This window comes from Burkholderia sp. BCC1985, from assembly GCF_905339915.1.
In the GTDB taxonomy this organism is placed as follows: Bacteria; Pseudomonadota; Gammaproteobacteria; order Burkholderiales; family Burkholderiaceae; genus Burkholderia.
In genome coordinates this window covers 273,260-289,511 of record NZ_CAJPGY010000002.1, presented here as the reverse complement: position 1 = coordinate 289,511, position 16,252 = coordinate 273,260, and the positions used below count along the sequence as shown (strand labels likewise).

The 16,252-nt window shown below is 66.1% G+C and carries 14 protein-coding genes; 9 read left to right on the top strand and 5 right to left on the bottom strand.

What is annotated here, in order from left to right:
* The first annotated feature begins 131 nt into the window (after positions 1-131).
* Entirely contained in the window at positions 132-332 is a 201-nt protein-coding gene (locus U4Z31_RS03300; protein ID WP_185641051.1) for a hypothetical protein, read from the top strand.
* Between the two features lie 56 nt (positions 333-388).
* Positions 389-592 carry a cold-shock protein gene (locus U4Z31_RS03295; protein ID WP_004196460.1) on the top strand — a complete coding sequence of 68 codons (204 nt, stop codon included), beginning with the start codon at positions 389-391 and terminating at the stop codon, positions 590-592.
* Positions 593-770: 178 nt separating this feature from the next.
* Here U4Z31_RS03295 and U4Z31_RS03290 read toward each other — a convergent pair whose 3' ends face one another.
* Positions 771-2,369 (bottom strand): multicopper oxidase family protein, encoded by a 1,599-nt coding sequence (locus tag U4Z31_RS03290; protein ID WP_321809409.1) that lies wholly within the window; start codon positions 2,367-2,369, stop codon positions 771-773.
* A gap of 693 nt (positions 2,370-3,062) precedes the next feature.
* On the opposite strand from U4Z31_RS03290, the gene U4Z31_RS03285 reads away from it, so the two are divergent.
* Positions 3,063-3,287, top strand: coding sequence for a hypothetical protein (locus U4Z31_RS03285; RefSeq protein ID WP_044845583.1), 225 nt, complete (start codon positions 3,063-3,065; stop codon positions 3,285-3,287).
* Positions 3,288-3,416: 129 nt separating this feature from the next.
* Here the strand turns inward: U4Z31_RS03285 and U4Z31_RS03280 are convergent, their stop codons facing one another.
* Together U4Z31_RS03280 and icd are read right to left on the bottom strand one after the other, a co-directional pair.
* Positions 3,417-5,645, bottom strand: a complete 2,229-nt coding sequence (locus tag U4Z31_RS03280; protein WP_321809408.1) for an NADP-dependent isocitrate dehydrogenase — start codon at positions 5,643-5,645, stop codon at positions 3,417-3,419.
* Positions 5,646-5,924: 279 nt separating this feature from the next.
* On the bottom strand, positions 5,925-7,181 hold the full coding sequence (gene icd / locus U4Z31_RS03275) for an NADP-dependent isocitrate dehydrogenase (protein WP_044845581.1): 1,257 nt from the start codon (positions 7,179-7,181) through the stop codon (positions 5,925-5,927).
* A gap of 275 nt (positions 7,182-7,456) precedes the next feature.
* Between icd and U4Z31_RS03270 the strand changes: the two genes are divergently transcribed.
* From U4Z31_RS03270 to U4Z31_RS03250, 5 genes are all read left to right on the top strand, one after another.
* The gene (locus U4Z31_RS03270; RefSeq protein ID WP_124486986.1) at positions 7,457-8,035 is read left to right on the top strand and encodes a pseudouridine synthase; all 579 of its coding nucleotides are present in this window, start codon (positions 7,457-7,459) and stop codon (positions 8,033-8,035) included.
* Positions 8,036-8,324: 289 nt separating this feature from the next.
* Complete coding sequence (locus tag U4Z31_RS03265; protein WP_072465376.1) at positions 8,325-8,537, top strand: hypothetical protein; 213 nt, start codon at positions 8,325-8,327, stop codon at positions 8,535-8,537.
* Positions 8,538-8,697: 160 nt separating this feature from the next.
* A complete protein-coding gene (locus U4Z31_RS03260; RefSeq protein WP_321799090.1) occupies positions 8,698-9,198 on the top strand; it encodes a DUF192 domain-containing protein in 501 nt (166 codons plus the stop codon).
* 223 nt (positions 9,199-9,421) lie between these two features.
* A complete protein-coding gene (fusA, locus tag U4Z31_RS03255) occupies positions 9,422-11,533 on the top strand; it encodes an elongation factor G (protein ID WP_044845578.1) in 2,112 nt (703 codons plus the stop codon).
* Positions 11,534-11,710: 177 nt separating this feature from the next.
* Positions 11,711-12,727 (top strand): HoxN/HupN/NixA family nickel/cobalt transporter, encoded by a 1,017-nt coding sequence (locus U4Z31_RS03250; RefSeq protein ID WP_321809407.1) that lies wholly within the window; start codon positions 11,711-11,713, stop codon positions 12,725-12,727.
* Positions 12,728-13,499: 772 nt separating this feature from the next.
* Here U4Z31_RS03250 and U4Z31_RS37140 read toward each other — a convergent pair.
* Together U4Z31_RS37140 and U4Z31_RS03240 are read right to left on the bottom strand one after the other, a co-directional pair.
* Complete coding sequence (locus U4Z31_RS37140; protein ID WP_415750260.1) at positions 13,500-14,438, bottom strand: hypothetical protein; 939 nt, start codon at positions 14,436-14,438, stop codon at positions 13,500-13,502.
* Positions 14,439-14,474: 36 nt separating this feature from the next.
* On the bottom strand, positions 14,475-15,320 hold the full coding sequence (locus U4Z31_RS03240) for an aldo/keto reductase (RefSeq protein ID WP_321809405.1): 846 nt from the start codon (positions 15,318-15,320) through the stop codon (positions 14,475-14,477).
* 168 nt (positions 15,321-15,488) lie between these two features.
* Between U4Z31_RS03240 and U4Z31_RS03235 the strand changes: the two genes are divergently transcribed.
* Entirely contained in the window at positions 15,489-16,235 is a 747-nt protein-coding gene (locus tag U4Z31_RS03235; RefSeq protein ID WP_044845577.1) for a GntR family transcriptional regulator, read from the top strand.
* Positions 16,236-16,252 lie beyond the last annotated feature (17 nt).

The window sequence follows — 16,252 nt, the reverse complement described above, 5'->3', positions numbered from 1 at the left end:
TCAGGGGGAAACTGCACCGGACGTCGCATCCGCGTCCAGTATCCCACAAGCCGGGACGACTCGATCGCGTGTCACTCGAGCCTGGTATATGAGCCGATTATGCGTCTTTTCAAGTCCGCGCGCTCGACGGGATGCTGCAAAGCAAAGCCGGAAAAACCCTGAAAATGGGTTCTTTACAACGTCCCTCTAAACGTCTAAAAATTCCCCTTGACACTCAAATAAAGAGCGCCAACAATCAAGCTGGCACTTTTTTCAACTCGCCGGTTGGCGAAATGAAAGAGGCCGAAGGTGAGCTTGTGAGGGGGGAACGGCTGTATTTTCCGGTCGTTTAGCTTTTCGAGCGTGCTCGTGGTAAGTAGCAGCGACTGTGTGACAGGGGAAGTAGGAAATGGCAACTGGTATCGTTAAGTGGTTCAACGACGCGAAGGGCTTCGGTTTCATCACTCCCGACGAGGGCGGTGAAGATCTGTTTGCGCACTTCTCGGCCATCAACATGCAGGGCTTCAAGACCCTGAAGGAAGGCCAGAAGGTGAGCTTCGAGGTCGTTCAAGGGCCGAAGGGCAAGCAAGCGTCGAACATCCAGGCCGCGTAAGGCACCGGATATCAGACGAAGAAACCCGGCATTGCGCCGGGTTTCTTTTTTTTCAGGCCGGCCACTCGTTAATTCGATTGGCCGGCCTTTTCGTTCAATCCCGATAATCGAACACGTATTGTCTTGTCGCACGCGCAGATCGAATGCCGTCATGCGCGTGAAACATATTCGATATCCGTTACACGACCTTCAGCGTGCCCATCATGCCGAGATCCTCGTGTTCGAGAATGTGGCAATGAAACATGCGCTCGCCGGGCATGTCTTGCGTGACGAGTAGCGTCACGGTCTCGCCGCTGCGCACGTTGACGGTATCGCGCCATGCGCGGAACGGTTCGCTCGTGCGCGTGCCGTCCGACGCGCGCTCGATCACCTGGAATTGCGTGCCATGCAAGTGGAACGGGTGATCCATGTCGGTGGCGTTGCGCAGGGTCCAGCGCTCGACGTCGCCGCGGCGGCTGGTCAGCGTCGTGCGATGCGGCGCGTAGGTCGCACCGTTGATCATGAAGCGCATCCCCGCCGGGCGGCCGTGTGCCGGCCCTTTCATCATCGCGTCCATGTCCATCTTTTCGCCGAACTCGATCGTCTTCTGCGCGACCGGCTCGCCGAGCGCGGGCACCCTGCGCAGCGTCGCGGGCAGCGCGCGCGCCGCTGCAGGCGCGAACGCGACATCGGCGAGCGCCAGCGCCGGATCCGGCGGCAGGCTGCCGTGGCCGCCGTCGTGCGACATTGCCATCTTGCGGCGGTCGTACTCGGCCGCCTGCAGCACCGCGCGTGACGCGCGGTCGCCGGCGCGCACCAGCAATTCCGCACGCTCGCCCGGCGCGAGCAGCAGCGACGTCACGCGGCGCGGCGCGTCGAACAACCCGCCGTCGGTGCCGACCTGCTCGAACGCGCGGCCATCGTCGAATGCGACGCGCAGGTAGCGCGCGCTGCATGCGTTCCACACGCGCCAGCGCTCGTCGCTCGCGACGTCGATCCGCGGCCGGCGCGCCCCGTTGACCAGCACGAACTGGCCTTCGCGGCCGTTCATCCAGTCCATCATGTCGTTCGGCGGGATCGTGCCGTCGCGCGCGAGCTTCAGGTCGGACACGAACAGGTTGCGCTCGGGCCAGCCGGCGAGCGGGTCATCGGCGGCGCGCACGATGAAGGGCCCCGCAAGCCCGCGGAATACCTGTTCGGCCGTCATCATGTGCGGATGGGGGTGATACCAGTAGGTGCCGGCGCTGCCCTTCGGCAGCGTGAAGCGGTACACATGCGACGCGCCCGGCGCGACCGGATCGGACGGATTGCCGTCCTGGTCGGGCGGCACCGGTAGCCCGTGCCAGTGGATCGTCGACGGTTGCGGCAGTTTGTTCACGAAGCGGATCTCGACCGTGTCGCCCTCGCGCACGTCGATCAGCGGGCCGACAACGGGCCCTTGCGTGTCCGTGCCGAACTGCCAGAACGTCGTCGGACGCGCACCGTGCAGCATCGGACGCGCGACCGGCTGCGCGACCAGCGTCGCGCGGAACGTGCCGGGTTCGCGGCTTTCGTTTGCCAGGATGCGCAGCGACGCGAGCGGCGTGCCGGCCGGCAGCGCATCGGCCGCGGCGAGCGCGGCCGGCGCCGGCTTCGCGTGCTGCGCGTGGTCCGCCATTCCCGACATGCCCGGCATGTCGTCCATCTGATCCATGCCGGCCATGCCCACGTGACCGGCATGCTGCGCCCATGCGGCGCGCGCAAACAGCGAAGCGGCCGCGACACCGATGGCGTGCGACAGGAAGGTTCTCCGTATCATCAATCGTTCCTCGTTATTCGTGCTGCATCGCGCGGCCGTCTCGACCTGCGCGCGTGCCGGCACGGGGAAGCGCCCGTGCGACGCGCAATCCGATGCCCGCGTCATCATAACCGCAGCACTCGGTCGAAACGCCGCGACACCGCGCGAGCGTCGATACGCCGCACGACGCGGCCGGCCCGACGATTCGCACGCCGCGCGGGCCGCGTTTTCGCTCATCGAATGACGGCCGCGGGCCCCGCTGCCCTCGCGCCGGCCGGGCCGATCGACGCCTTGCATCCCCCCGGTTTGGTCACGCCCGATCGAAGGCATTTGCTGCCGCTGCGCATCGCGTCGTCGACGCGTCGCGCGCCCTCTTTGCCTGAACCCCTCGATTTTTCACGATGTGGAACAAGTCTCTGCTTTATAAAAATTCGTGGTGCACGGCACAAATTCGCTGTTTCGCGATGCCAAAAAACATTCCGCAATACAAAACACACGAAATATCTAATTGTTTTAAAAGGAGAATTTTTGTTTCGAGAAAGCGTTCTACGCGCACCATCGAGCGCGCTCGCGGACGTAGACTTTGTTCCATGCACTGACGCTTCGCCACGACGTTCGATACGGAACCCGGCGCAAGCAGCCAGTCGGGCCACAGCCGGACGCGCCGGCGGGCGGCACACCAGAATCGCTTGTGATCAGAAAGGGAGAACGGAAATGAAGGGATTTCGCTTTGGTTCAGCGCTCGGGTCGTTCTACATCCTGCCGGCAAACGGCGGCTGGGAAGCGACGTTCGGCAACGCCTCGCTCGGCGCGTTCTCGTGCCCGGAAGTGGCAGCCGACCACATCTCCCGCGGCGACTGCGAACAGCCGTCCGAACTGGATACGGCCACGCTCGAAGTGCCGCACGAAATCGCCGAATGGGAAATCGTTCACGTCTGAATGGTACGCCTGCAACGAAAAACGCCCCGGGCGACGGGGGCATTTTCATTGTCGGCGGGACGGCGAGCCGCCAGGCCCGCCGCGTCGGCTGCCGCCGTTGCCAGGGCGCGCGCGGTGGCGCGGCCGGCGTCAGGCGACTGCGTCGACGATGCCGTTCAGCGTTGCGCTCGGGCGCATCGCCTGGCTCGTCAGCTCGACGCTCGGACGGTAGTAGCCGCCGATCGCCTGTGCCTTGCCCTGCGCGGCCGACAGTTCTTCCAGGATGCGCGCTTCGCTGTCGGACAGCGACTTCGCGACGCCTTCGAACTGCGCCTTCAGCGCGGCGTCGTCGGTCTGCTCGGCCAGCGCCTGCGCCCAGTACAGGCACAGGTAGAAGTGGCTGCCGCGGTTGTCGAGGCCGCCGACCTTGCGCGCCGGCGACTTGTTCTCGTCCAGGAACTTGCCGGTCGCCTGGTCGAGCGTCTTCGCGAGCACGAGCGCCTTCGGGTTCTGGTAAGCGTTGCCGAGGTGTTCGAGCGATGCGGCCAGCGCGAGGAATTCGCCGAGCGAATCCCAGCGCAGGAAGCCTTCCTCGACGAACTGCTGCACGTGCTTCGGTGCCGAGCCGCCCGCGCCCGTCTCGAACATCCCGCCGCCAGCCATCAGCGGCACGATCGACAGCATCTTCGCGCTGGTGCCGAGTTCCATGATCGGGAACAGGTCGGTCAGGTAGTCGCGCAGCACGTTGCCCGTGACCGAGATCGTGTCCTTGCCCGCGCGGATGCGCTCGAGCGAGAAACGCGTCGCGTCCACCGGCGTCATGATGCGGATGTCGAGGCCGTTCGTATCGTGATCCTTCAGGTAGCGTTCGACCTTCGCGATGATCTGCGCGTCGTGCGCACGTGCCGGATCGAGCCAGAACACGGCCGGCGCGCCGGTCGCGCGGGCGCGGTTCACCGCGAGCTTGACCCAGTCCTGCACCGGTGCGTCCTTGGTCTGACACATGCGCCAGACGTCGCCCGACTCGACCGCGTGCTCGAGCAGCACGTTGCCGGCTTCGTCGGTGACGCGCACGACGCCGTCGGCCGGGATCAGGAACGTCTTGTCGTGCGAACCGTATTCCTCGGCCGCCTGCGCCATCAGGCCGACGTTCGGCACGCTGCCCATCGTGACCGGGTCGAATGCGCCATGCTGCTTGCAGTCCTCGATCACGGCCTGGTAGACGCCCGCGTAGCAGCGGTCCGGAATCACGGCCTTCGCGTCGTACAGTTCACCGTCCGGGCCCCACATGCAGCCCGACTCGCGGATCATCGCCGGCATCGATGCGTCGACGATCACGTCGCTCGGCACGTGCAGGTTCGTGATGCCCTTGTCCGAGTTGACCATCGCGAGGCGCGGACGCACCGCGTACTCGGCCTTGACGTCGGCTTCGATCGCTTCGCGCGTGTCGGCCGGCAGGTCCTTCAGGCGCGCGTACAGGTCGCCGATCCCGTTGTTCGGGTTGAAGCCGGCCTGCGCCAGCACGTCCGCGTGCTTCGCGAGCGCGTCGCGGTAGAACACCGACACGAAGTGACCGAACAGGATCGGGTCCGAGACCTTCATCATGGTCGCCTTCAGGTGGACCGAGAACAGCACGTCCTGCGCCTTCGCGTCGGCGATCTGCGCTTCGATGAAGCTGCGCAGCGCCTTGCGGCTCATCACCGAGGCGTCGATGACTTCACCGGCCTTCACGGCCGTCTTTTCCTTCAGCACCTTCTTCACGCCGTCGGCCGTCGTGAGTTCGATCTTCACGCTGCCGGCATCGGCGATCAGCGCCGACTTCTCGCTGCCGTAGAAGTCGCCTTCGGTCATGTGCGCGACGTGCGCCTTCGACGTGGCCTTCCATGCGCCCATCTTGTGCGGGTGCTTGCGTGCGTAGTTCTTGACCGACAGCGGCGCGCGACGGTCGGAGTTGCCTTCGCGCAGCACCGGGTTCACCGCGCTGCCCTTGATCTTGTCGTAGCGGGCCTTGACGGCCTTCTCTTCGTCGCTCGACGGCTCTTCCGGGTAGGCCGGCAGCTTGTAGCCCTGCGCCTGCAGTTCGGCGATCGCGGCCTTGAGCTGCGGCACCGATGCGCTGATGTTCGGCAGCTTGATGATGTTCGCTTCCGGCTTCAGCGTGAGCTGGCCCAGTTCGGCCAGATCGTCGGAACCCTTCTGCTCCGGCGGCAGGACGTCGGCAAATGCCGCGATGATGCGGCCGGCGAGCGAGATGTCGCGCGTTTCGACGGCGACGCCCGACGAGCGCGTGAAGGCCTTGACGATCGGCAGCAGCGAATAGGTCGCGAGCGCGGGCGCTTCGTCGGTGAGGGTATAGATGATCTTGGGCGAAGTGGACATGGTCGATGCGTTGCTACGTGAAAATTTGGGACTGAGGAGCGCCGGCGGTAACCGGCGGGGAGCGACCGGGTCGATCGCGAAAGGGGTGTGCCGGCTAGCCGGGCGGTGGTGTTGCGAGGGCCGTCATGTTCTACCTTGCAGGGCACCCGGGCCGCATCGCGGCGCCGCGGCCCGCATGCCGGACCGCCCTGCCAACAAACCTGCCGTTCATGAAACGCCCCGGCGCCGGCAGTAGGCGCCGGGGCGGCCGGCGGTCCGCCGGCCTGCCCCGGAAGGGACTTACATGTTCTCGATCAGCACTTCGCCGAAGCCGGAGCACGACACCTGCGTCGCGCCTTCCATCAGACGCGCGAAGTCGTACGTGACGCGCTTCTGCAGGATCGACTTCTCCATCGCGGCGATGATCGTGTCGGCCGCTTCCGTCCAGCCGAGGTGGCGCAGCATCATTTCCGCCGACAGGATCTCGGAACCGGGGTTCACGTAATCCTTGCCCGCGTACTTCGGCGCCGTGCCGTGGGTCGCCTCGAACATCGCGACCGAATCCGACAGGTTCGCGCCCGGCGCGATCCCGATGCCGCCGACCTGCGCGGCCAGTGCGTCGGAGATGTAGTCGCCGTTCAGGTTCAGCGTCGCGATCACGTCGTATTCGGCCGGACGCAGCAGGATCTGCTGCAGGAACGCGTCGGCGATCGAATCCTTGATGACGATCTCGTTGCCCGTCTTCGGGTTCTTCACGCGCATCCACGGGCCGCCGTCGATCAGCTCGCCGCCGAACTCCTTCTGCGCGAGCGCATAGCCGGCGTCACGGAACAGGCCTTCCGTGAACTTCATGATGTTGCCCTTGTGCACCAGCGTGACCGACTTGCGATCGTTGTCGATCGCGTACTGGATCGCCTTGCGCACGAGACGCTCGGTGCCTTCGGTCGACACGGGCTTGACGCCGATCCCCGAGGTTTCCGGGAAGCGGATCTTCTTCACGCCCATCTCTTCCTGCAGGAACTTGATGACCTTCTTCGCCTGCTCGGAGCCCGCGGCCCATTCGATGCCCGCGTAGATGTCTTCCGAGTTCTCGCGGAAGATCACCATGTCGATCTTTTGCGGCTCGCGCACCGGCGACGGCACACCCTTGAAATACTGGACCGGGCGCAGGCAGACGTAGAGGTCGAGTTCCTGGCGCAGCGCGACGTTCAGCGAACGGATGCCGCCGCCGACCGGGGTCGTGAGCGGCCCCTTGATCGACACCACGTATTCCTTCAGCACCTGCAGCGTTTCGTCCGGCAGCCACACGTCCGGACCGTACACCTTGGTCGCCTTCTCGCCCGCGAAGATCTCCATCCAGTGAATCTTGCGCTTGCCCTTGTAGGCATGCGCGACCGCCGCGTCGACGACCTTGATCATGACCGGCGTGATATCGAAGCCCGTACCGTCGCCTTCGATGTAGGGAATGATCGGCTGATCGGAAACGTTGAGCGAGAAGTCCTTGTTGACGGTGATCTTGTCACCGCCCTCCGGAACCTTGATGTGCTGATACGGCATGATCGACTCCAGTGACGTGGCTGAGCAGGTGATGCTGGTCGAAACTGCGCGCGCGGCGAGGTGGCCTTGCCACCTTCGTGACGGCAACAGCGAGCCGCTATTCTAGCGCCCCAACTGGGGCCGGCGGCACGAAGCGCGACGCTGCGTATCAAGTCTTCCCTTATGTCTTATATAAGACAGAGGACTTGCCGTTCCGTATTATGCATTAAGATTCCGCCATTTGCCATAGACCGCCCGTCCCGCCGCCCCGCGGCACGCCGGGCGGGCGCCCCGCCATGACCCTGATCGCCCTCAACAAGCCGTTCGGCACGATTTGCCAGTTTTCCGCGCACGAGACGCGGCCGTCGCTCGGCGACTGGGTAACCACGCCCGGCGTCTACCCGGCCGGCCGGCTCGACGCGGACAGCGAGGGCCTGCTGCTGCTCACCGACGACGGCGCGCTGCAGGCGCGCATCGCCGAACCGCGCCACAAGCTCGTCAAGCGCTACTGGGCGCAGGTCGACGGCGCGCCGGGACCGGCCGACCTGAAGGCACTCGCGCGCGGCGTCGATCTCGGCGACTACGTGACGCGCCCGTGCCGCGCCGAATTCATCGAACCGCCCGAGGCGCTGTGGCCGCGCAACCCGCCGATCCGCTATCGCGCCGCGATCCCGACCACGTGGATCGAACTCGCGATCACCGAAGGCAAGAACCGGCAGGTGCGCCGGATGACGGCCGCGATCGGCTTCCCGACCTTGCGTCTCGTGCGTGTCGGCATCGGCGCGCTCGACATATTCGCGCTCGGCATTGCACCGGGCGAAACAATCGCGCTGCCGCCGCGGGCCCCGTGGGACGGTTTCGCACGCACCGAATGACGAATTCGGGACGCGCGAATTTTTCGTCATCTTTTTCGTCAACCGCCGGCGAAGATCGTGCGTTAAACCACGCAGATGCCAACCTTAGCTATCCGGCATTGGCAGCCGAACCGGTATTTCCGTGTTTGCGTCACGAAAGCGACGTTTTCTTCGAATACGATTCGGCGCCCGCAGCGCAAAGAGAAATTTCTCGAAGCGTCTGTCAACCGAAAGGTGGATGGCACCGTTAGACGACATGACTCCTATTGCCGGGTCATTTGGTTAATTAACTAAAGCTGAGGAACACAACATGAACAAACTGATCGCCGCTCTGGTCGCTGGCCTCTTCGCAACGGCAGCATTCGCACAAGCTTCGGCTCCGGAAGCTGCTTCGGCTGCTGCTCCGGCAGCTGCTTCGGCACCGGCAAAGCACGCTGCCAAGAAGCACCACGCAAAGAAGAAGCACCACGCAGCTAAGAAGGCAGCTAGCGAAGCCGAAGCACCGGCAGCTGCTTCGAACTAAGCAAGCTGTTTGTAATAACGCAGTCAAGAACACGCAGTCTTGCCGTTCTTACGGCGTTGAAAGGCAGATCACCGCGAGGCGATCTGCCTTTTTCTTTTTTGTGCCCGCCGGCGCGCTTCGCGTACCATGCGGGTCTCGTTTTCCCGATAGGAGCCCTGCTGTGCGATTCTCCCTGCGCTCGTCGCTCGGCCGCCTTGCGCGCGCCGCCGTGTTTCCCGCCGCGCTCGCCGTCCTCGCACTCGGCATGCAGACCGCCCACGCCCAGATGCCGCCCGGCGCCAAGCAGCCGGGCGAGTTCCCGCGCGTGAAGCTGCGCGCCGGCATGTACGTGATCGACGCGGCCGTCGCCGCGAACGACGCCGATCGCGAACAGGGGCTGATGTACCGGTCGCAGCTCGCGCCGAACGAAGGCATGCTGTTCGTGTTCAACGAGAACGCCGTGCACTGCTTCTGGATGAAGAACACGCTGATCCCGCTGTCGATCGCGTTCGTCCGCGCGGACGGCACGATCACCGACATCGACGAGATGAAGGCCGAGACGACCGACAACCACTGCCCGCGCAACAACGGCGTCTATGCGCTCGAAATGAGCAAGGGCTGGTTCGCGGCGAAAGGCATCAAGCCGGGCATGAAGCTCGACGGGCTGCCCAAGGCCCAGTAATCGCCATCGCCGCGGCACCGCCGCGCAACGACCGCAGCCGGCCGCCCTGCTTGTTGGGCGCCGGCTTTTTTTTCGCCGGCCGGCGGCCGCGGCCGCCTTGATACGGCGGACCTTGCCCGCATCTGCAAAAGCCACGGACAAGCGCTATGCTTTAAATCTCGCTTGTTTCAGCCCGGGCCGGCGCCGCCGTCCCGCTTACGATCCGAACCACCAGGAGGTTCACGTGCCCCGCAAAACCCCCATCGAGCGCTATCGCAATATCGGGATCAGCGCTCACATCGATGCCGGCAAGACCACGACGACCGAGCGCATCCTGTTTTACACCGGCGTGAGCCACAAGATCGGTGAAGTGCACGACGGCGCGGCCACGATGGACTGGATGGAGCAGGAGCAGGAACGCGGCATCACGATCACGTCGGCTGCGACCACGGCCTTCTGGAAAGGCATGGCCGGCAACTACCCCGAACACCGGATCAACATCATCGACACGCCCGGGCACGTCGACTTCACGATCGAGGTCGAGCGCTCGATGCGCGTGCTCGACGGCGCGTGCATGGTCTACGACTCGGTCGGCGGCGTGCAGCCGCAGTCCGAAACCGTATGGCGCCAGGCGAACAAGTACAAGGTGCCGCGCATCGCGTTCGTCAACAAGATGGACCGCATCGGCGCGGACTTCTTCCGCGTGCAGCGCCAGATCGGCGAACGCCTGAAGGGCGTCGCCGTGCCGATCCAGATTCCGATCGGCGCGGAAGATCATTTCCAGGGCGTCGTCGATCTCGTGAAGATGAAGGCGATCGTCTGGGACGACGAAAGCCAGGGCGTGAAGTTCACGTACGAGGACATCCCCGCGAATCTCGTCGAGCTCGCGCACGAATGGCGCGAGAAGATGGTCGAGGCCGCCGCGGAAGCCAGCGAGGAACTGCTCGAGAAGTACCTGCACGACCATGAATCGCTGACCGAGGACGAGATCAAGGCCGCGCTGCGCCAGCGCACGATCGCCAACGAGATCGTGCCGATGCTGTGCGGCAGCGCGTTCAAGAACAAGGGCGTGCAGGCGATGCTCGACGCGGTGATCGACTACCTGCCGTCGCCGGTCGACGTGCCGGCGATTCTCGGTCACGACTTCCACGATCCGGAGAAGCCGGCCGAACGTCACCCGAGCGACGACGAGCCGTTCTCGTCGCTCGCGTTCAAGATCATGACCGATCCGTTCGTCGGCCAGCTGATCTTCTTCCGCGTGTATTCGGGCGTCGTCGAATCGGGCGACACGGTGCTGAACGCGACGAAGGACAAGAAGGAGCGGCTCGGCCGAATCCTGCAGATGCACGCGAACGAGCGCAAGGAAATCAAGGAAGTGCGCGCGGGCGACATCGCAGCGGCAGTGGGCCTGAAGGAAGCGACGACAGGCGACACGCTGTGCGATCCGGCCAAGCCGATCATCCTCGAGAAGATGGAATTCCCGGAGCCGGTGATCTCGCAGGCCGTCGAGCCGAAGACGAAGGCCGACCAGGAGAAGATGGGCCTCGCGCTGAACCGTCTCGCGCAGGAAGATCCGTCGTTCCGCGTGCAGACCGACGAGGAATCCGGCCAGACGATCATTTCGGGGATGGGCGAGCTACACCTCGAAATCCTGGTCGACCGGATGAAGCGCGAGTTCGGCGTCGAGGCGACGGTCGGCAAGCCGCAGGTCGCGTATCGCGAAACGGTGCGCACGACGGCATCCGATGTCGAGGGCAAGTTCGTCAAGCAGTCGGGCGGGCGCGGCCAGTACGGGCACGCGGTGATCACGCTGGAGCCGAACCCCGGCAAGGGCTACGAGTTCCTCGACGAGATCAAGGGCGGCGTGATTCCGCGCGAATTCATCCCGGCCGTCGACAAGGGCATCACCGAGACGCTGAAGAGCGGCGTGCTCGCGGGCTACCCGGTGGTCGACGTGAAGGTGCACCTGACGTTCGGCTCGTACCACGACGTCGACTCGAACGAAAACGCGTTCCGGATGGCCGGCTCGATGGCGTTCAAGGAAGCGATGCGCAAGGCCAAGCCGGTGCTGCTCGAGCCGATGATGGCCGTCGAGGTCGAGACGCCCGAGGACTTCATGGGCAACGTGATGGGCGACCTGTCGAGCCGGCGCGGCATCGTGCAGGGGATGGAAGACATCGCGGGCGGCGGCGGCAAGCTGGTGCGCGCCGAGGTGCCGCTCGCGGAGATGTTCGGCTATTCGACGTCGCTGCGCTCGGCGACGCAAGGCCGTGCGACGTACACGATGGAGTTCAAGCACTACGCGGAAACGCCGGCGAACGTGTCGGAAGCCGTGATCAACGCGAAAGTGAAGTAAGCGCGGCGCGCCTGCGCACTGGTGCGCGGCAAGCACGAGCCCGTCCGGTTCCGGACGGGCTTTTTTTCGTCCGTCGAACGCAGCGATGCGACCGGCCGGCGACGTTTTTGATCGGCACGTCAGGCATTTTTTTCGCATGCCACAATGCATCGCGATTCGTCCGACGGAACCCTGCCGATGCCACGCTCCCCTGCCCTGCGCCGCCTGCTGATGCTGTATGCCGGCCTCATCGCCGCGAACGTCGCCGTCTGGCTGTGGGCACTCGCGGTGCTGCGCGACCATCCGCTGCTGCTCGGCACCGCGGCGATCGCGTACGGGCTCGGCCTGCGTCATGCGGTCGACGCCGATCACATCGCCGCGATCGACGTCGCGACGCGCAAGCTGATGCAGGACGGCCGGCGTCCGGTGACGGTCGGCCTGTTCTTCTCGCTCGGCCACTCGACGATCGTGATCGCCGCGACGCTCGGCATCGCGCTTAGCGCGTTCGCGCTGCGCGACCGCTTCGACGCATTCCGCGAGATCGGCGGCACGATCGGCACGGCCGTGTCGGCCACCTTCCTGCTCGTGCTCGCGTGCATCAACCTGGTGATCCTGCGCGACGTGTGGCGGCGCTATCGCGGCGCGCCCGATCACGCGCACGACGCCGCGCATGCACATCCTCCGGCCGGCCTCGTCGGTCGGCTGCTGCGTCCGCTGTTCCGCTTCGTGTCGAAGAGCTGGCACATGTATCCGGCCGGGGTGCTGTTCGGCCTGGGTTTCGATACTGCAACCGAAATCGCGCTGCTCGCGATCGCGGCCGCACAGGCGAGCCACGCGCTGCCGCTCTATACGGTCATGCTGTTTCCCGCGCTGTTCGCCGCCGGCATGACGCTGATCGACTCGACCGACAATGTCCTGATGATTCATGCGTACGGATGGGCGATGGACGACCCGCGGCGCAAGCTGCTCTACAACGCGAGCATCACGCTGCTGTCGGCGGCCGTCGCGCTGGCCATCGGCGGGATCGAGGCCGCCGGCCTGCTCGCCGACAAGCTGTCGTTGACGGGCCCCGTACGCGATGCGCTCGATGCACTCGGGGAACGCTTCGGCGCGATCGGTTACGGCATCGTCGCACTCTTTCTGGTCGCCTGGATCGCGTCGATCCTCTGCCATCGCTGGCCGCGCGCTGCCGACACGACGGCGCGCCAGACGTAGTCAGACGTTTCAGTTCGGAAACAAAAAGCTCACGACGACGTATCGCGCGCTGTCGCGCACTACGTGCGCGCCTTGCGCCGCGGGCATAGCCGGCCGGTGGCACGAATCTCGCAGTTAGGGATTCGCACGGCGGGCCCGCGTGCCGACTCGTGCTCGCGGCTGGCCTCTGGCGCCGGCCGGACACACGTCGGCCGCCGAAACGACACTGCATCGTTGCTGGTCCCCTGCTCCACACGTTGATGAACGCGCGTGTCGAGGCATCGCGCGCATCGGGAGGCCAATGATGAGCAGAACGAAACAACTGTCCCGCACGACGGGACGGTGCTATCGCATGACCCTGCTGGCCGCAGCCGCGATTGCGTGCTGCTGCTCGTATGCCGTCGCGCAGGACACGACAACCGTCGTTCCTGTGACCGTGCTGCCGGGTGACGGCACTTCCACCACCCCATCCGCCCAGATCGAGCAGAACGCGGCGCCTGACGCCACGTCCAGCGCGGACACCGTGATGATCTTGGCCGAAAACGCTGCGTCATGTGCGGCCAACCCGGCCGCTTGTGCGGTGCGTGTGTATGCCGGCGGCGGCAATGGCGGAAATGGCGGCCTCGGTAGCGGCGGAACGACCGGAAGCGGGAGCGCCAGCACGGGTAGCGGCGGAAACAACGGCAATGGCGCCGTCGGCCCCGCAGGCGTCGGCGGGACAACGGGCGGGACGAACGGCTCGGTTGGCTCGGGGGGCACCGGCCGCGGCGGCAATGCCTCCGGCAGCGGGGGCTCAGGCGGTGGTACTTCGGGCGGTGGTACTTCCGGAGGCGGTACTTCCGGGGGCGGTACTTCCGGAGGCGGCCATGGTGGCGGTGGCGGCTCCGGCGGTGACGGAGGCCATGGCGACGGAGGCCACGGTGACGGAGGTCACGGCGATGGAGGCCACGGCGACGGAGGTCACGGCGGTGGCGGCTCCGGCGGTGGCGGAGGCCACGGCGACGGAGGTCATGGTGGTGGCGGCTCCGGCGGTGGCGGAGGCCACGGCGACGGAGGTCACGGTGGCGGCGGCTCCGGCGGTGGCGGAGGCCACGGCGACGGAGGTCACGGTGGTGGCGGCTCCGGCGGTGGCGGAGGCCACGGCGACGGAGGTCACGGTGGTGGCGGCTCCGGCGGTGGCGGAGGCCACGGCGACGGAGGTCACGGTGGCGGCGGCTCCGGCGGTAGCGGAGGCTCCGGTAGCGGAGGCTCCGGTAGCGGAGGCTCCGGTAGCGGAGGCTCCGGTAGCGGAGGCTCCGGTGGCGGAGGTCACGGTGGTGGCGGCTCCGGTGGTGGCGGAGGCCACGGTGGCGGCGGTTCCGGCGGTGGTTCCGGTGGCGGTTCCGGCGGCGGTTCCGGCGGCGGTTCCGGCGGCGGTTCCGGCGGCGGTTCCGGCGGTGGTTCCGGCGGTGGTTCCGGCGGCGGTTCCGGCGGTGGTTCCGGTGGCGGTTCCGGCGGTGGTTCCGGCGGTGGTTCCGGCGGTGGTTCCGGCGGCGGTTCCGGCGGCGGTTCCGGCGGCGGTTCCGGCGGTGGTTCCGGCACCGGCGGCCATGGCACCGGCGGTCACGGCAACGGCGGTGGCAACGGTAATGGCAACGGTAGCGGCGGCGCTGGCAACGGTGGCGCCAACGGCGTCGGCAATGGCAATGGAAGCGGCAGTGCCGGCGGCAACGGCGGATCGTCCAGTGGCCATGGCCACTGACCGACGCGTCGCCTGCCCACGACGCGGTCAGAGCATTTCGAGCGCGCGCTTGCTGCGCGGCGGACGGAAGTACCCGTCGAGTTGCGCGCGCTCGTCATCGCTCAACACGAGATCGAGCGCGGCGCGATTGTCGCGCACGTGCTCGATCCGCGACGTCTTCGGAATTGCGAACACACCCGGCTGCGCAAGCACCCAGGCGAGTGCGACGCGCGTGACCGACACACCGCGCTGCCGCGCGATTTCATCGAGCGGAGAACGCTTCGGCAGCCGTCCGTGATCGACCGGGCTGTAGGCCATCGCCGGCATCCGGTGATCGGCGAGCCACGGCAGCAGGTCGAATTCCGGGCCGCGCCGCGCGATGTTGTAGAGAATCTGGTTGGTCGCGCACGCGCCCCCGCCCGCCTCGTCGACGAGCTCGGCCATGTCGGCCGTATCGAAGTTGCTGACGCCCCAGCGGCGGATCTTGCCCGCGCGTCGCAGCGCCTCGAACCCCTCGACGGTCTCCTCGAGCGGCACCGAACCACGCCAGTGCAGCAGGTACAGGTCGAGACGATCGGTACGCAGACGCTTGAGGCTCGCGTCGCACGCGGCGACGACGCCGCGCCGGCTCGCATGATGCGGATACACCTTGCTGACCAGGAACACGTCGTCGCGCAGGCCGGCGAGCGCCTCGCCGACGAGTGCCTCGGTCGCACCGTCGCCGTACATCTCGGCGGTATCGACCAGCGTCATTCCGAGATCGATCCCCTCGCGCAATGCGGCGATCTCGTCCGCCCGGCGCGCGGGCCGCTCGCCCATTTCCCAGGTGCCCAGGCCGAGTTTCGGAATCGTCTCGCCGTCCGGCAGGACGACCGTGGCGATCGTGTCTGTCATGCGCTCCTCGCTGCGGATTCGTGGCCGCGCACCCGCGGCCGAAGCATCAAATACGACGCATCAGTGTAGTCAATCGGTGCGGCGTCCACCTGTTACACGGCAAAAACCGGCTATAACGGCACCGCATGATGACTTAGAATGGCCGGCACCCTGATCGATACCCATTCCATGAAGGCACCCACGGACGACCGCTGGCAGGACCTGCGCCCCGACCCCGACAACGACACGCCGCTCTACCTGCAGCTCGCCCGCAAGCTCGGCGACGCGATCCACGACAATCGCTGGGCGGCCGGCGAGGCGCTGCCGTCCGAACGCGTGCTGTCCGAAGCGCTCGGCGTGTCGCGCATTACCGCGCGCAAGGCGATCGCGCTGCTCGTCGAGCAGGGCCTGATCCGCCGCACGCAAGGCGCCGGCAACTTCATCCGGCCGCGCTACGAGGATCCGCTGTCGCGGCTGTCGAGCTTCAGCGAGATGCTCGAGCGCCGCGGCTTCAAGCCGAGTTCGCAATGGCTCGAGCGCGAAATCCAGCCCGCGAATCGCGACGAAGTGATCCAGCTCGGCCTGTCGCCGGCCGCCTCCGTTACACGGCTGAAACGCCTGCGCCTCGCCGACGGCATCGTGATGGCCGTCGAGAATTCGACGTTCCCCGCCACGCTGATTCCCGATCCGCAAGCGATCGGCGGTTCGCTGTACAGCTATCTCGAAGCGCGCGGCACGCCGATCGTGCGCGCACTGCAGCATTTCCGCGCGGTCAACGCGACCGACGAGATCGCGCAACAGATGGGCATCGCGCCGCACGATGCGCTGCTGCTGATCACGCGGATCGGTTATACGGCCGACCAGCGCGCGATCGAACTCACCGATACCTACTGCCGCAACGACTACTACGACTTCGTCGTCGAACTGCGCAAGTAACGCCGGCAATACTCACG

Excerpts from the sequence above, each read along its gene's own strand:
- U4Z31_RS03300 (WP_185641051.1), top strand. The coding sequence starts at position 132 with ATGCTGCAAAGCAAAGCCGGAAAAACCCTGAAAATGGGTTCTTTACAA.
- U4Z31_RS03295 (WP_004196460.1), top strand. The coding sequence starts at position 389 with ATGGCAACTGGTATCGTTAAGTGGTTCAACGACGCGAAGGGCTTCGGT.
- U4Z31_RS03290 (WP_321809409.1), bottom strand. The coding sequence starts at position 2,369 with ATGATACGGAGAACCTTCCTGTCGCACGCCATCGGTGTCGCGGCCGCT.
- U4Z31_RS03285 (WP_044845583.1), top strand. The coding sequence starts at position 3,063 with ATGAAGGGATTTCGCTTTGGTTCAGCGCTCGGGTCGTTCTACATCCTG.
- U4Z31_RS03280 (WP_321809408.1), bottom strand. The coding sequence starts at position 5,645 with ATGTCCACTTCGCCCAAGATCATCTATACCCTCACCGACGAAGCGCCC.
- icd (WP_044845581.1), bottom strand. The coding sequence starts at position 7,181 with ATGCCGTATCAGCACATCAAGGTTCCGGAGGGCGGTGACAAGATCACC.
- U4Z31_RS03270 (WP_124486986.1), top strand. The coding sequence starts at position 7,457 with ATGACCCTGATCGCCCTCAACAAGCCGTTCGGCACGATTTGCCAGTTT.
- U4Z31_RS03265 (WP_072465376.1), top strand. The coding sequence starts at position 8,325 with ATGAACAAACTGATCGCCGCTCTGGTCGCTGGCCTCTTCGCAACGGCA.
- U4Z31_RS03250 (WP_321809407.1), top strand. The coding sequence starts at position 11,711 with ATGCCACGCTCCCCTGCCCTGCGCCGCCTGCTGATGCTGTATGCCGGC.
- U4Z31_RS37140 (WP_415750260.1), bottom strand. The coding sequence starts at position 14,438 with ATGGCCACTGGACGATCCGCCGTTGCCGCCGGCACTGCCGCTTCCATT.
- U4Z31_RS03240 (WP_321809405.1), bottom strand. The coding sequence starts at position 15,320 with ATGACAGACACGATCGCCACGGTCGTCCTGCCGGACGGCGAGACGATT.
- U4Z31_RS03235 (WP_044845577.1), top strand. The coding sequence starts at position 15,489 with ATGAAGGCACCCACGGACGACCGCTGGCAGGACCTGCGCCCCGACCCC.